The organism is Pontibacter oryzae, from assembly GCF_003576375.1.
GTDB lineage: Bacteria > Bacteroidota > Bacteroidia > Cytophagales > Hymenobacteraceae > Pontibacter > Pontibacter oryzae.
In genome coordinates, this window is record NZ_QWGE01000005.1 from 178,925 (window position 1) to 194,271 (window position 15,347).

Consider the following 15,347-nt stretch of genomic DNA (forward strand, 5'->3'; position numbering starts at 1 on the left):
AGCTTCTTGGTAGACAAAAATATCTGAAGAAAGTCGGCTTGCTTTCCTGCTAGAGTCGGGGCTGGCATATAATGCCAGCCAGGGTTGTCTATGTTTTAAATGCTGCACCTCGCCTGCCAACCAGGTTTATGTTCAGGGTTTTACCTCAACCCATAAGGTACTCTTCCGTTAAAATGATAGAATTAAATCGCTTTTTTAACCCAAACTATCAAAACTATGAACAGAGATTATTCAGGCCACAGCGACAGAGATGAGAACCGTGGCTACCATACGCACCGCTCTGAACGCTATAGGCACCCAGAATACAGCGGTAATTACCGCTTCGATGATTACGGTTCGCCGGCACGCGGTGGCTATGGCAATGAAAGCCACGGAGGCACCTGGGGAAACCAGGGCAATGAGATGGGCGGCTCGCGCAACATAACGGATCGCGGCACACACCACGCCTACAGCAGTTCCCGTAACTATGGCAACATGGGCAGTTATGGCGGTGCGCAAGGTTATGGCTCATCCAGGGGCGGATACACTTCTCAACGCGAGCGCGGCCACGATTACGACAGCGGTATGGGCAACAGGCCGTCTTCTGGCAGAGGCCAGTATAGCCAACGCAGCCATGGCTACGAAAGCGATTATGATAGCCACGGTTCTACCTTTAGAAATGACAGAAACCCTACCCTTTACGGCTCCGACACCTCCAGAAGGTTCCAGGGCAGCGATCAAGGGCACTATGATTTTAATAGGGATAACTACAATCAAGGCAGTGGTTACTCGTCCGGCTCACAAGGCAATTACGGTGGCTCGCAGGGTAGTTACATGGGCAGTGGCTACAGCCGCAACTCAAACCGCGACTACGACACTGGCAATTATGGCTCTATGGGCTCCTATGATCGTGGTTCTTCCAGCATGGGCTATGGCGAACCTTATGGCGCAAGTAATTACAGGCCGAGCCGCAACAGGTCTTACCCAAACAACACCTATGCACGCGACATGGAGAACTCACGTGTTCAGCACAAGGACAGCGATTACAGCTACAACCCGAACCGCGCCTTTGATACCAGCAAGGATCAGGATTATATAAACAGCCACAACCGGGCCCGCACCTGGGACCAGGAGCATGACCGCCACCGCGATTTAGACAGGTATTAAAATTTGATAAATAGCTTTAAGCACAAAGCGCCCGGCAATAACTTGTCGGGCGCTTTTTTAGTGCTCTGTTGCAAAAGCTATGGGATGCATATACTGCGCAGGTCACGCATACTTCCATAGAATACGTTGCAATCCACAGAGCCCTCAATCCCGTCAATAGAGCCTCCGTCGGTATGCTGCCAGAACGCCAGTTTACGGGTACTGCTTTTTTCTATACTTAGCTTAGGCACCTTATAATGCGCAATCCACAGCGGGTAACTATCAAAATGTCCGGCCAGGTAATCCTCATAGAACTTATAGTTAGTGTATATGACAGGTTTAGCGCCGTAAGCGTTTTCAACCTGCTCCAGCCATACTTTCAGGTCTTTTCGAAATTGGCCCAGGGGTTTTCTGCCACGCACTTCAATATCCAGCACCGGGGGCAGATCGCCGCTGGTTAGCTGCACGGTAGCCACAAAGTTTGCCGCCTGCTCTTTGGGGCTAAGGTATGGCAGGTAAAAATGGTAAGCCCCCCGGATAATGCCTGCGGCGCCGGCTCCGGTCCAGTTCTGCTCATACTTCTTGTCTTTGAGCGAAACGCCCTCTGTAGCTTTTACAAAGGCAAACACCACCTCGCTCTCGCGCACTTTCTGCCAGTCCACCTCTTTCTGAAAATGGCTGACATCTATGCCATATACCGTATGCCCTTCAGGCCAAGCAGGCACGCGTTTTTCTACAAAATACTCTACGTACATCACCAGCACAATAATACCCGCCAAGATGGCCAGCCCAACCCAAAAACGCTTGGGTGGTTGCTTCTGCTGCTTTTTGCGCGGCTTTGCAGTGCGGGCTTGCCGCTTTGCCGGGGCTTTAAATGCCTTGTCGGCAGGTGCCTGCTTTAGTGGTGGTTTTATACTTGTCGCCATATCTCCCTGTCCTGCAAAGGTATAACGCCCCTCAACAATTTGCTACACTTTAGGCTAAGAAACCAGTTCTTGCGGTGGCACCCCCATCAGGTGCTCCAGGCGTTCGCCCTCGGTGGTCAGGTAGCCTTGCATCAGGTTGGCGGTAAGGCAGGAGTGCACCGGCAAAACACCCATCAGGTCGCCAATCTGGTACTTTTTAAACTGCTCCGGCGTGGCTTTCACCACTCCATGCTCCTGCGACAGCGATACCACCTCAATGCCCTCCAGCGGGGCAGACCAGCCTGAGCCGGAAAGCTCAACCACACGCCCGTATGCTTCTGAGGCGTCTTCCTGCAGGATCACATCCTTAGAAAAATGCACGCTGCCGCCGTAAAGTATGATCTCGCTGCGCTCCGGGTGCTTGGCTACTACGGGACAGGCCATGCACACGGCAATATCGTCGAAAGAGCAGGAACCGATGCGCTGCTGGGTCAGGTCGTAGAACACAAAGTTGCCGGGGCGTATTTCGTCCACGCCACGCAGGGTTTCGATGATGCTGCATGAGGGCGTATCGCCGATGGAGAGCTGCAGGTTCGGGAATTTCGATTTATACCTTTCGCGCAGCATGTGCAGTTGGTACACCGAAGTATTATAAATCGTTTGGATGGCATACACGTCGTTTTGCTTGTAGGTATGGCCATCGTGTACTACAAAGCCGGAAAAGTGCATTTTATCCTGCTCCCGTATTTTTTGTACCATCTGGTCGAGCTCGGCATAGTTGGTGGCAAGTATGCCCGTGCGCCGATAGCCGGTGTCTATCTTGAGAGAGAGCTGAACCGGGTGCCGGAGCTGCTGGGCCAATAGTTCTATGGTTTCCTGGTTCACCGCGATCAGGTGCAGTTTGATGCGCGATGCCAGCTCGTTAATCATCTCAATCTCCAGTACGTTTGCCGGAAAGGCCACCATAATATCATTCCAGCCATGGTTAGCGAAGTAGTTTGCCATGCGCACCGAGGAAACCGTGATGGCCTCTACCCCGAATTCACGAAACCACTCCCCTACCTGCGCCGACTGGTGCGTTTTGAAATGCGGCCGCAGCCTGACGCCGTTTTGCCTGGCTTTGTCGGCCATGCGCCGGATGTTTCGGATAGCTTTCTGTTTATCGAGAAGTAGTGTAGGTGTCGTAATCTTCATATAGTTAAAAAATCCTAACTAAGTGGCAAATCCCGTGAAGTTACACAACTTTAGGTAAAGAAACACAGCCACTTGCCTATTTTGATGACGATTATCATTTCTTAACACGCTGATACTCCTCACTTTTGCAAGGAACAACGTTGAAACAGACACTACCAGGATGCAAGCAACCCTAACCGCCACCCCGGCCCAGCTGCTGGCCAAGTATGATGTGCCGTCGCCGCGCTACACCAGCTACCCCACCGTTCCGTTCTGGGATGAGGCGCCGCTTACGAAGGCCCGCTGGATGGAGCATGTAAAGCAAGCGTTCCGGAAAACGAATCGCTCTGAAGGCATCAGTTTATACTTGCACCTGCCCTTTTGCGAGCAGCTTTGCACCTATTGCGGCTGCAACAAGCGCATCACCAAAAACCACGCTGTGGAAACGCCTTATGTGCAGGCCCTGCTGCAGGAGTGGGAACAATACCTGGCTGCCTTTGACGAGAAACCACGCCTGGCGGAATTGCACCTGGGCGGCGGCACGCCCACATTCTTCAGCGCACAAAACCTGGAACTGCTCCTTACAAAACTATTGGAGAAAGCCGAAGTACTGCCCGATGCGGCCTTTAGCGTGGAGGTGCACCCCAATGCCACGCAAGCTGATCAATTGCAGGTGCTGTACAAACTGGGTTTCAGGAGGCTTAGTGTAGGCATTCAGGACTTTGACCCGCGGGTGCAGCTGGCCATTAACCGCATCCAAACCTTTGAGCAGACCAAGTATGTTTTTGGTGTGGCGCGCAGCATTGGCTATAAGTCTATCAACGCTGATGTTATCTATGGCCTGCCCCACCAAACCGCTGACTGCGTGCGCCATACTATTGCACGGGTTAATGAGCTGCGGCCAGAGCGCATTGCGTTTTACAGCTATGCACACGTGCCCTGGAAGAGCAAAGCCCAGCGGCGCTACTCCGAGGCAGACCTGCCCGCTCCGGCAGCGAAACGCGCGCTGTATGAGCTAGGGAAAGAGTTGCTGCAGCAAGCCGGCTACAACGAAATTGGCCTGGACCACTTTGCCCTTCCCGCTGACGAGCTGTGCCTGGCGGCCCAACACGGAACACTGCACCGCAACTTTATGGGCTATACACCGCGGCAAACCACCTTACTCATCGGCCTGGGCGCATCCAGCATCTCGGACACGGGCACGGCATTCATGCAAAACCTGAAAGAGGTGGAGGCTTACGAAGCACAGGTGGCAACCGGGCAATTGCCGCTGCTAAAAGGCCACGAGCTCACGCAGCAGGATCTCATCCTCCGGAAGCATATCCTAAACCTGATGTGCCGCCTGGGCACCCGCTGGACCGATGAAGAGGAAGTATACTTTCCGGAAACCTTGGACCGCCTGTACTTTTTGGCCGAAGATGGCTTACTGTGCCTGCATCCAAACCACTTGCAGGTACTGGAGGCCGGCCGACCCTTTCTGCGCAATATTGCCATGTGTTTCGATGCGCGCCTGTGGCAGGCAAACCCTTCGGCGCCGGTGTTCAGCCGATCGATCTAAGTACAAATTTGCAGTTGGCAGGGTAACATGCAGGTTTCGGGCAATTAAACATTTCGGCGTACCTTTGCGGAAACACACTGCACCATGAGCTATTTTTACGTAAAGGCGCTGCACATCATTTTTGTGGTTACCTGGTTTGCCGGGTTGTTCTACATCGTGCGCCTGTTTATATACTTTGCCGAAGCCGCCGAAAAACCCGAGCCTGAGAGAACCATACTTCAAAACCAGTTCCGGCTGATGCAGAAACGGCTGTGGTACGGCATTACCTGGCCCTCTGCCATACTTACCCTGATCTTCGGCCTCACGATGCTGCACCTTTATGGCTCCATCCCAGGCTGGCTCATCTGGAAACTCAGCTTTGTGCTGGGCCTCTATGTTTACCATTTCCTGTGCCACCGCATTTTTAAACAGCAGCAGCAGGGCATTTTAAAGTATACCTCCACCCAACTGCGCATCTGGAACGAGGTAGCCACGCTTTTCCTGATCAGCATCGTTTTCCTGGTTGTTCTGAAAAGCTCGCTAAGTATGCTTTGGGGCATCCTGGGCCTCATCCTCTTCTCCGCCATGCTCATGCTAGCCATCCGTATTTACAAGAAAGTAAGGGAAGCGAAGGAGGTATAGAGTTTTAGAGTTTAGGAGTTTGGGAGGTAGAGAGTTTTGGAAGTTAGAAGGTTTGTGAGTTTAGGAGGTAGAAAGTTTGGGTGGGTTGAGTTCTTTTACTCCGCTCTTTAGTATGCCGCAAGTTTAGCGGGAGCGTAACTTGTGGCGATGTATGACCAGCAGTTTTCAACTGCTTTGCTTTGAAAAAGCAAGACTCTACAGCCACCAAAGCCATACTTTATACTTCAAACCAAGCCATCGCAAGTTTAAAATGCTACCAAAGCCGAACGCCTTCACAAACCAACCACACCAACCCACCACAAATCCAAAACTCTTTACCTCCCAAACTTTATACCTCATAAACTTTCTAACTTCCAAACTTCCCAACCTTCTAACTTCCCAAACTCTTTACCTCACAAACTCACAAACTCCCAAACTTTTTATCTCTAAACTATTAGCTGTACCTTTGTTGTATGAATAATGCACTGAAGGCAAACGAGAGAGAACTTATTAAGCTGATTCGCTTTTTTAGTAAGCGCGCTACGCAGCTGATGGAGAGCGGCGAACTGACCGCTGAGCATGAGCAACTGACGCAAGCTTGCCAGAACCTGGAGCAGCAGCTACTGACACACGCCGACAACCGCACTGCCATACTTAGCAAGCGTGAGCGCCTCGAGAAAGTGATCGAAGACAATGCCCAGTGCCCGAAGTGCCGCAAGGCCGATATGCTTAAAAAGCAGGGCGTGGTTACCAACGAGCACAGCTGGAAGTGCAACTCCTACCGCTGCCGCCGCTGCAACACCACCTTCACCTGGAACCGCCCAAACAACCCCTGGCACATGGTGGAGTTTCTGCAGCTTTACATTAAAGAGCTGGAAGACACCCTGAAAACCGACATGGAGCCCGAGTTGCGCCAGCATACCGAGGCCGCTATCCCGCAGCTACAGGACAGCCTTTTCCGGTTGCAGCCCGTGCTACAAGACTCTGATGAGGAGGTGCAGGCGCTGGCCGAGAAAGAGCGCGAAATGGATAAGCTCATCCACCAGTTTAAGAACTACCTCCTGATCGAGAAGATCAAAATGGATACTTACCAGGAAGAGTAGGTTTATACTTCAGGGAGATTTCTTGATTGCCATACAGTAACAGCTTGATTCGCCAAGTATGATTTTGCGCTGTGCCTGCAGTTTACAGCAGCTGCAGCACCCAATACCAGAAAGCCAGCGTCAGGAAGGAGAGCGGGATACCGAAGCCTACCATCATGTTTGCCAGGCGCGGTTTTAAGCCATACGATGCCGCCACAATGCTGGCCGTGATCATGGGTGCCATACCTGCTTCTAGCACGCTTATCTCCAGTACCTCGCCTGTTACGCCAAAGCCCCAGAAGTATAGCGCCAGTATAATAAAAGGCGCAAGCAGCAACTGGAACGCCAGCCCAAGCCCCAAAAAGCCCCAATGCTTACTGCGCCGCTCAAGCCGCAGCTGCAAGCCCACCGATGCCAGCGCCAACGGCGACACCGTGCTTCCAAGCCGCTGGAAAACCTCTTTCATATCCGCTGAAAAATGAAGGTTAAACAGGTTTAGAAGTATGGCCAGCACAAAGGCAATAAACGGCGGAAACCGGAAAATACGGTGCAGAATAGCTTTTGCGCTCGCCTCACCTTTAGCGTAAGTGGCTGCCAGCGCAATACCCAGCGTAGACAGCACCATAAACGACCCCGGCTGGTCTACCAGAATGGCGGTTCTCAGCCCTTCTTTGCCATAGAGCGCCTCTATAACCGGAAAGCCGATGAACGAGGTGTTGCCCAGCCCGGCCGTAAGAATAAGGCAGCCAACCAGCTTCCCCGACCACCCGAACAGCCTGCCCAAACCCCAGAACAAAAGCGCGGCAGCGGCAAAGCAGATCCAGGCAACGCCCACCGGCAAAAGCACCTGCAGCGTAAGCGCCACCTCCGGTATAAAGTATAAAGCCAGCGCCGGCAGCGAGATATAGATGATAAACTGGTTAAGTACCTGCGCGGCATTCTTCGGGAAATCTTTGGCGCGCTGCAGCAGCAGACCCAGGCCAAGGCAACCGAACAGGAGTATCAAACTACTCATAAAGAGGTTTCATGAGTTGAGGTAGGAGTTTGGGAACGTATGATCTCCCGAAGGTACTATGGTGCACCCAGGAAACAAAAAACCATACTTCTTCTAAAGTATAAAGCAGGAACATGTTGGCCATGCCCCTGCTTTATACGTTTGGGTTTCAGCCTAACGCAGCACCACGCGCCGCACCACACGGGTATCTCCGGAAAGTATGCTCAGGAAGTATACGCCTGGCGCCAGTTTTTCAGTTGGCAGCTCTAAGGTACGCTGGGCCTCCGAAATGCGGTAACTTACATCCAGCACGTTGGCCGATTGAGCGTTGGTAAGTATAAACCGCAGGTCCGGGTGCTTCAGGTTGTTAATTTTCAGGTTTAGGTTACCGCTGGCCGGCACTGGGTACACTTGCACCGCACGCTCCAGCTGCTCTTTTTCGGCAGAGGCCACCGGGCCGGTATAGGTTAGCTTATACACTGCGTGTGCCTTGTCGTCGGAGATAAACAGGTCGCCTTGCTGGCCTATGGCAATGTCCACGGGCCGTGCATAGGCCTCGGTGGAGTCGCTGTTCAGGAAGCCGCCCACCAGGTCTAATTGCTCGCCGGGTTTGCCGTTTTGCCACGGAAAGTAGATGATCTTGTAGCCGGTGGCTTTGGAGCGGTTCCAGGAGCCGTGCAGGGCAATCAGCGCGCCGTTGCGGTAAGGCTGAGGCATGGTGGTGTTCTGCGTAAACAGCAGGCCCAGCGGAGCCGAGTGCGCCTGTATGCCTTTGCTAACGCGGGTCATGCCGTTGCAGTCCACGGTGCCGTTGGGGTTCAGCTGCACATCTTTCACGTAGGGCATATTATCCATACCCTGGCGCGCATCGGGGTTACAGAAAGGCCAGCCATAGTTGCCGCCCTGCTGCACCAACGTAAATTCTTCGGGCGGATTATTGTCTACGTAACTCTGTACCACCTTGCCGTAGTTTCCGGAGCCATCCTCAAATGGGTAAGCGATGTTGTCGCGGTTGTTTACCGTTACCCATAGATCATTGGTGCCGGGCACAAAATCCAGGCCCTCGGCATTGCGAATACCCTCGGCAAACAGGCGGCGGTTTGTTCCGTCGGCGTTGTAGATGTAGATGGCTCCACGCTTCGGGTTGCTTTGCGTATCCTCGATGCAGGCATTGCAGGTCGATGCGATGGAAACGTACAGGTTATGGTTCGCATCCAGGGCAATATTCTTGAGCACATGGCCGTAGGTACCTTTCAGTTCGGGCAGGCTGTCGTCGGGCAGGTTGTCTACAACCACCTCCATCTGCTGTCCTTTTTCATCGCCATTGCTATACTTATACCGGATAATACGGTTTTTCTCAGCGATGTACACATACTGTTGCTCCCCTATTTTATGGAAAACAATATCGTGGGGGCGCTGTAGGCCGGATGCATAATTGATTTGCAGCGGCACGTTGTTTGGCCGGTTTTTCAGGACACGCACTACGCCATCCCAGGGCATCGACACGAATAAATCTCCGTTTGGCGCAACGGCCATAAAACGCGCACCACTCACGCGGGCATAAACCTCCAGTTTAAAATTCGGGGGGATGCTTGCAAAGCGGTCTACGTTAAACGGGGCTTGGCGCAAAGAGGCCGGCACCTCTATTTGTACTGTTTCGGTGGCGCCCGGCGGAGTATTTTGCGCACTCGCCAGCAGTGGCAAGGCAAGTACAACGGTGGCAAAGTATATTTTTAGTAAATGTTTTAGCTGCATCGTATAAAGTCTAGGTTAACTCCATACTTGTATTGCTTTCCCTTAGAAATGTTGCAGCAAGCGGGGTATTTTTGGTAAACGCAGCTGCTTTAAGATAGTGGAAAACAAAAGATGTAGCCAGACACTGTCATATATGGGTATATGTTGCGAGGAAACGCATACGTGATGGCTTTGGGACATTCTACAAAAAAAGCGGCTATACCTGTTTGTGCAAGTATAGCCGCTCCTGCTTTTTGAAGTATAAGTTAGATAGGTTTTGCCTTTTCCTTCAGCCAGGCCAATTCGTCCTCGTTCAGGTGCGGGCCCAGCCTTTCAATTACCTGCTGGTGGTACTCGTTCAGCCACTTTATTTGGTGCGCTTCCAGCAAGTCCTTCTTCACCGGGGTAGTGTCGATCAGCGCCATGGTCAGGTGCTCGAAGGTATAAAACTCGCCAAACTCGTTGGTCTCGTCCTGCACGGTAAGCACCAGATTCTCTATGCGGATGCCGTGCTTGCCGTTGCGGTACAAACCAGGCTCTACCGAAGAGATCATGCCTAGCTCCAGATCAACGGCGGTAGGTGTTGGGTTAAGCACATGCGGGCCTTCGTGCACATTCAGGAAAAAGCCAACGCCGTGGCCTGTGCCGTGACCATAATTGCGGGCATAATCCCAGAGTGGCTTGCGCGAGATAGCATCGATCTGGTAGCCTTTGGAGCCTTTCGGGTAGCGGGCAGTGGAGCCATCAATCATACCTTTCAACACCAAGGTATAGTCTATACTTTCCTCCTCGGTCAGGTTGCCCAGCGAAACTACGCGTGTAATATCCGTGGTGCCGGACGTGTACTGCCCGCCCGAGTCTACCAGGAACAGGCCGTCTGGCTGCAGCTCGACGTCGCTTTCCTCGGTAACACGGTAATGCGGCAGGGCACCGTGCGCTTTGTAGCCCGAGATCGTATCGAAGCTCTCCCCTACAAAGCCTTCCTGCTGGGCCCGGAACTCACGCACCTTATCCACCACAGTAAGCTCCGTGATCTTGGTTTTGCCAATGTTCTCCTCTAGCCACTTAAAGAAACGGGTCAGGGCCACGCCATCTTTTACCATGGTTGTGCGGGTATGCGCTACTTCCACCTCGTTCTTAACGGCTTTGAAATGTGTGGTTGGGTTGGTCTCCTGAATGACGCGCACCTCTTTCGGTAGCTCTTTATATAAAGCATAACAGTTGCGGCGCGGGTCCACCAAAATGCTGCTGCCAGGTATGGCGGCCACGGCTCTTTCTATCATGTCGTAGGTTTCCAGCTCCACGCCTGCTTTTTTAAGCCTGGCCCGGTCCTCTTCCGAGAACTTGGCCGCATCAATAAACAGCATGGCCTTTTCCTGGCTGATCAGGGCAAAGCTAAGCACCACGGGGTTGCACTTCACGTCGGAACCGCGCATGTTAAACAGCCAGGCCATATCGTCGAGCGAGGAGATGAGGTGATACTCGGCGCGCTGTTTTTTAAGTGCGGCACGCAGGCGTTCCAGTTTGCTCTCCAAGGACTCGCCCACAACATCCTCACCCAGAATATAAGCGGGTACGGCGGGCAACTCAGGCCTGTTGTGCCAGATGGGCTCCAGGTAATCGCGGTCGCTGCTTATTTCAAAGCCGATTGGCGTAAGCTGAGACTCCAGCAGTTGGGCCAGGCTTACCGAGATCAGTTTGCCATCGAAGGCCACGGTAGCTCCCTCGGGCAGGCGCTCGGCCAGCCAGCTAATATATTCCGGCGCGTTCTGCACCTGCAGCTTAGCCAGCTCAAAACCTGTTCCGGCAAGCTGCTCGTTAGCCTGCACAAAGTAGCGGGCATCGGTCCAGAGGTGGGCAGCTTCCTCGGTGATCACCAGCGTGCCCGCCGAGCCGGTAAAGCCCGAGGCAAACTCAATGCACTTGTACCTGTCTGGCACATACTCGCTTATATGGGGGTCAGCCGACGGAATGATGTAGGCGCTCACGCCCTCGCCTTTCATCTGGCTACGGATGGCTGCTAATCTTTCTTTGTAGGTCATGTATGTTTTCGTTTCGGTTTGAGGCAAATTAAGGAAAGCTAGGCAGAAATGCTTGCAAAACGGGCTGAAATAGGCATTATTCTATAGTTGCTTTTTTCGTTTGCGCCGGCCCCAAATCATTTGATCAACGGAGTAGCGGTTATACGTATGTTCAAACGCAAGCAGCAAGGCAAAGTATACTCCGTAGAGCATCTGTACAAAGACGTTGTCCCAGTTTTCGAGCAGGCAGGATCCAAAGATAAGCGCCACCATCAGCAGCGCGCCTACCGTGCTCACGGCGCGTGTAAACAGCCCAAGTATAAGCAGCGCCCCAATGTTCAGCTCAATGTATGGCAGGAAGTAAGCAAACTGCTTCACCAGCGGGTAAGGGAGCCAGGTTTTCTGGAACGTTTCGGCCATGCCCTCGCTAAAGGCTACAAGCTTTGGCAGCCGTGCCAAACCGTGGCCCAACATGCTCATGCCGATGGGTAAACGGGCCAAAAAATATCCAAATGCAGCGTGTTTCATAGGTAAGTATGCTTACGCAGATGTGCGGGTGGAGGGAGAAGCAAATGCTGGCAAACGCACTATATTGATTCTTGACAGTGTTTTCCCTACAAGCCCATCTCAACTAAGTGACCATGATTTATGAAGCTTTAGTTTTTAAGACGCTAAGCGTATTAATTCCCGCCAATTTAAAAAAGTGTCTATAAAATCAGAGTTTATAATCAGCATCGTTTGAAATCCAAAGACGATTAGTCCAACTAAAAAGATAGCCCAATAGAGGAACTTCCACCCCATTCCTGAAGCGTGGATCTTCTCATCATAATATACAATTTTTACCTGCTGACCTTTGATAAATAATGGAATAGAGCATCCTATGTCTAACCTAAGTTCTAAAACATTATCTTCCTGATCCACAAACTGTATAAGCGGATAATACAAATAGCTTGTCGTCTCTCCACTTCCGCCCCATTTCCCTACATTCTTTGTCACTATGCCTAAAGTATGAAACCCATACTTGCTTGCATAAAAATGAAGTGTCAGCAAATAGAGTCCCCCACAAGTTAAGATAAAACCTAACAACAGATAAAATACGCTCATCTATAAATCACATGATTGATTAGGAAGAAATATAGTAAAATTCCGTTATCATCTAAAGCCTGGTAATGGAAGGCACTCCCTTTTACCGCTCTCCCAAAACCGAACAACCTGTTCAATATCGAACACCTTCAACTGCTTCAATATCACCCAAACAAAACACAAAACACTGTAAATAAGCTACTTACACAACTGGCATCTAAATTGGCTATACAGATCCTGAAAAGTATGAAATAAAACTATGGATCGTGAATTATCTGCCGCTGTAAGGCAAGCCAACAAACGGAAGCGCATTGGGCAACTAAGTATAGCCGCCGTGTTGGTGCTGGCCGCCATACTTGGGTTCCGGAGCCTGATTAGTCCGAGCATTAGCCGTAGCGAGATTAGAACGGCAGTGGTGGAGCGCGGGCCGGTGCAGGCAACCTTAAGCGCTTCGGGCGTGGTGGTGCCGGAGCGTGAGCAGGTTATTACCAGCCCCATACAGGCGCGCATTGAGCAGGTGGTTCGCAACACCGGCGAGCAAGTGCAACCCGGCGACCAGGTGCTGCTCCTCGACCGTGCCTTTACCCAGCTCGCCTACGACAAGCTGAAAGACGAGCAGCAGATGAACCAGCACAAAAGCGTGCAAATGCGCCTGGCCCTCAAGAAAAAGCTGAACGGCCTAGAGTCGGAGCTGCGCATTAAGCAAATGAACGTGAGCAGCCTGCAGGCACGCCTCGGGGATGAGCAATACCTGCTTAAAATTGGCGGCGGCACCCAGGAGCAGGTAAAACAGGCGGAACTAAACCTGAAAATAGCGCAACAGGAATTGGCTCAGCTAAAGCGCGACATCGTGAGCGAGCGCGAGCTCCTGAAAGCCGATGAGCAGGAACTGGGCTATACCTTGGCCATGAACGGCCGCTCGTTGGAGGAGTTGGAACGCAAAATGCAGCAGGCCGAAGTTCGGGCTACGCGCCCCGGCGTGGTAACATGGGTGAAGAACGAGCTCGGCAGCAGCGTGAATGCCGGAGAGGTTATCGCCCGCCTCGCAGACCTGAGCAGCTTTAAGATCCAGGGCACTATTTCGGATGCGTTTGCAGGGCAACTGCAACTTGGCAGCGCGGCAACGGTACGCGTGAACAACACCGACCTGAAAGGCACCATCTCCGCCATCGAACCCACAGTTAAAAACGGAACCATCACGTTTTACATCTCCCTGGCGCAGGAAGCGCATGCCTTGCTCCGCCCCAACCTGCGCGTGGATGTATACCTGGCAACGGCGACCAAGCCCAACACCCTGCGCGTGAAGAACGGCCCATACTTTAACAGCGCCTCCGGAAACCAGGTGTTTGTGCTGCGCGTTGATGCCCTGCTGCTTGTGCCCGCCCAGATCGGGGTCAGCAACCCGGATTTTGTAGAACTGGAAAGCGGCGTGCAGGAAGGCGATGAAGTGGTGATCTCCAGCATGAAGGAGTATGACAGCATCAAAAAAATAAGGCTTGACTAACCCTAAAAGTATACCTGGCCAAGAAGCTTTACGCGATGATTTATACTTGCCAAGCAGCCAAAATAAAACTATGAAAAACCTTTACCGATATTGTTTGCTGTTTGTACTCGTGGCGCTGCGCTGCGCCCAAAGTATGGCACAACCTGATGGGCGGCAACTGAGCCTGCAGGAGGTGATAGCTTTGGCGCAGACGCAGTCTACGGAGGCGCTGCAGGTACAGACCACCCGCGAGAACAGCTACTGGCAATGGCGCAGCGTGAAGTCAGAATTCAGGCCACAGCTGAGTTTGGGCGGCACCTTACCGGATTTCAGCCGCACGATCACGCCCGTTATTCAGCCTGATGGCACCACAGAGTTTAAGGCCGTGAGCATTAACAGCTCTGACCTGGGCCTCACCCTGAGCCAGGTTATCAGCCCAACCGGCGGCAAGGTGTTCGTGACCTCGCTGATGCAGCGCTTCGACGACTTTGACCGCGACCTGACCCGCTACAACAGCAACCCGGCGATTATCGGACTGGAGCAGCCGCTGTTTGCCTATAATGCCCTTAAATGGACAAAACGCATCGAGCCCCTGCGTTACGAGGAGTCGCGGAAGCAGTTCGTGGAAGACCATGCGCAAATTGCTGTAAACGCCACCACTTTATACTTTGACTTGCTGCTGGCACAGGTAAACCAAAGTATAGCCGCCAAGAACCTGGCAAACAACGACACGCTCTACCAGGTGGCGCAGGAAAAGTATAAACTCGGCCGCATCTCCAAAAACGACCTGCTGCAACTGCGCCTGTCCGTCCTGAACGCGGACCTGGCCCTGGCCCAGGCCACGCTGGATGAGCAGACAGCCGCGCTTGCCCTGCGCAACTACCTCGGCCTGAAAGACAGTGGCACCCTTAGCCTGCAGGTGCCAAAGCGCATACCTGCAACCCTGGTTGCAACAGAACTGGCATTAGCCGAAGCAAACAAGAACCGAAAGGAAAGTATAAACTTCAGGAGAAGGTTGCTGGAGGCGGAGAGCCAAACGGCCAAAGCCCACGGCGATAACGGCTTTAACGCCAGCCTTTTCGCCAGCTTCGGCCTCACCGACCAGGGCGCGAACCTCTCCGACATCTACAGCCGCCCCGAGAACCAGCAGCGCGCCCGCATCGGCTTTACCCTACCGCTCCTGGATTGGGGCCGGCAGCGCAGCATCACGAAAGTGGCCCAATTAAACCAGCAATTGGTGGAGTATACCATCAGTCAGGAGGAAACCAATTTCGAGCAGGCCGTGGTCACGCAGGTAAACCAGTACAACACCCTGCGCACCCGCATTAACACAACCGCCGAAGCCGATGCCATAGCCACGGAAAGGTATGAAATAGCCAGGAACACGTTTCTCATCGGCCGCATCAGCATCACAGAACTAAACATTGCCTTGTCGGAGAAAGACCAGGCTCGCCGCGCCTACATCGCCTCGCTTAGCGCATTTTGGGAGGCTTACTATGCCCTGCGCCAACTAACGCTCTATGATTTTGAGAACCAGCAAACCATAAAAGTGAATGAGTGAATGAGTGAGTGAATAAGTGGTTAGAAAA

At 52.6% G+C, this 15,347-nt stretch carries 13 protein-coding genes; 6 read left to right on the plus strand and 7 right to left on the minus strand.

What is annotated here, in order from left to right; all coding sequences use genetic code 11:
* Positions 1-216 precede the first annotated feature (216 nt).
* Complete coding sequence (locus D1627_RS15595) at positions 217-1,146, plus strand: hypothetical protein (RefSeq protein ID WP_119433204.1); 930 nt, start codon at positions 217-219, stop codon at positions 1,144-1,146.
* 77 nt (positions 1,147-1,223) lie between these two features.
* Here the strand turns inward: D1627_RS15595 and D1627_RS15600 are convergent, their stop codons facing one another.
* Positions 1,224-2,051 (minus strand): glycoside hydrolase family 25 protein, encoded by an 828-nt coding sequence (locus D1627_RS15600; protein WP_119433205.1) that lies wholly within the window; start codon positions 2,049-2,051, stop codon positions 1,224-1,226.
* 54 nt (positions 2,052-2,105) lie between these two features.
* Positions 2,106-3,224: an alanine racemase gene (locus D1627_RS15605; RefSeq protein ID WP_119433206.1), complete on the minus strand. Its 1,119-nt coding sequence runs from the start codon at positions 3,222-3,224 to the stop codon at positions 2,106-2,108.
* Between the two features lie 160 nt (positions 3,225-3,384).
* Between D1627_RS15605 and hemN the strand changes: the two genes are divergently transcribed.
* The 3 genes from hemN to D1627_RS15620 all read left to right on the plus strand — a co-directional run bounded on the left by hemN (position 3,385) and on the right by D1627_RS15620 (position 6,464).
* A complete protein-coding gene (gene hemN / locus D1627_RS15610) occupies positions 3,385-4,761 on the plus strand; it encodes an oxygen-independent coproporphyrinogen III oxidase (RefSeq protein WP_119433207.1) in 1,377 nt (458 codons plus the stop codon).
* Positions 4,762-4,845: 84 nt separating this feature from the next.
* The gene (locus D1627_RS15615; protein WP_119433208.1) at positions 4,846-5,382 is read left to right on the plus strand and encodes a CopD family protein; all 537 of its coding nucleotides are present in this window, start codon (positions 4,846-4,848) and stop codon (positions 5,380-5,382) included.
* A gap of 452 nt (positions 5,383-5,834) precedes the next feature.
* Positions 5,835-6,464, plus strand: a complete 630-nt coding sequence (locus D1627_RS15620) for a hypothetical protein (protein ID WP_119433209.1) — start codon at positions 5,835-5,837, stop codon at positions 6,462-6,464.
* 82 nt (positions 6,465-6,546) lie between these two features.
* Here D1627_RS15620 and D1627_RS15625 read toward each other — a convergent pair whose 3' ends face one another.
* The 5 genes from D1627_RS15625 to D1627_RS15645 form a co-directional block, all read right to left on the minus strand.
* Positions 6,547-7,458, minus strand: a complete 912-nt coding sequence (locus D1627_RS15625) for an AEC family transporter (RefSeq protein ID WP_119433210.1) — start codon at positions 7,456-7,458, stop codon at positions 6,547-6,549.
* 153 nt (positions 7,459-7,611) lie between these two features.
* Positions 7,612-9,192 (minus strand): T9SS type A sorting domain-containing protein, encoded by a 1,581-nt coding sequence (locus D1627_RS15630; protein WP_119433211.1) that lies wholly within the window; start codon positions 9,190-9,192, stop codon positions 7,612-7,614.
* 245 nt (positions 9,193-9,437) lie between these two features.
* Positions 9,438-11,213, minus strand: a complete 1,776-nt coding sequence (locus D1627_RS15635; RefSeq protein ID WP_119433212.1) for an aminopeptidase P family protein — start codon at positions 11,211-11,213, stop codon at positions 9,438-9,440.
* Between the two features lie 81 nt (positions 11,214-11,294).
* Positions 11,295-11,720 carry a DoxX family protein gene (locus tag D1627_RS15640; protein ID WP_119433213.1) on the minus strand — a complete coding sequence of 142 codons (426 nt, stop codon included), beginning with the start codon at positions 11,718-11,720 and terminating at the stop codon, positions 11,295-11,297.
* A 135-nt stretch (positions 11,721-11,855) separates the two neighbouring features.
* Positions 11,856-12,188, minus strand: a complete 333-nt coding sequence (locus tag D1627_RS15645; protein ID WP_147383337.1) for a hypothetical protein — start codon at positions 12,186-12,188, stop codon at positions 11,856-11,858.
* A gap of 346 nt (positions 12,189-12,534) precedes the next feature.
* On the opposite strand from D1627_RS15645, the gene D1627_RS15650 reads away from it, so the two are divergent.
* Together D1627_RS15650 and D1627_RS15655 are read left to right on the plus strand one after the other, a co-directional pair.
* Entirely contained in the window at positions 12,535-13,779 is a 1,245-nt protein-coding gene (locus tag D1627_RS15650; RefSeq protein ID WP_119433215.1) for an efflux RND transporter periplasmic adaptor subunit, read from the plus strand.
* A 70-nt stretch (positions 13,780-13,849) separates the two neighbouring features.
* Positions 13,850-15,319: a TolC family protein gene (locus D1627_RS15655; protein ID WP_119433348.1), complete on the plus strand. Its 1,470-nt coding sequence runs from the start codon at positions 13,850-13,852 to the stop codon at positions 15,317-15,319.
* The last annotated feature ends 28 nt before the right edge of the window (positions 15,320-15,347 follow it).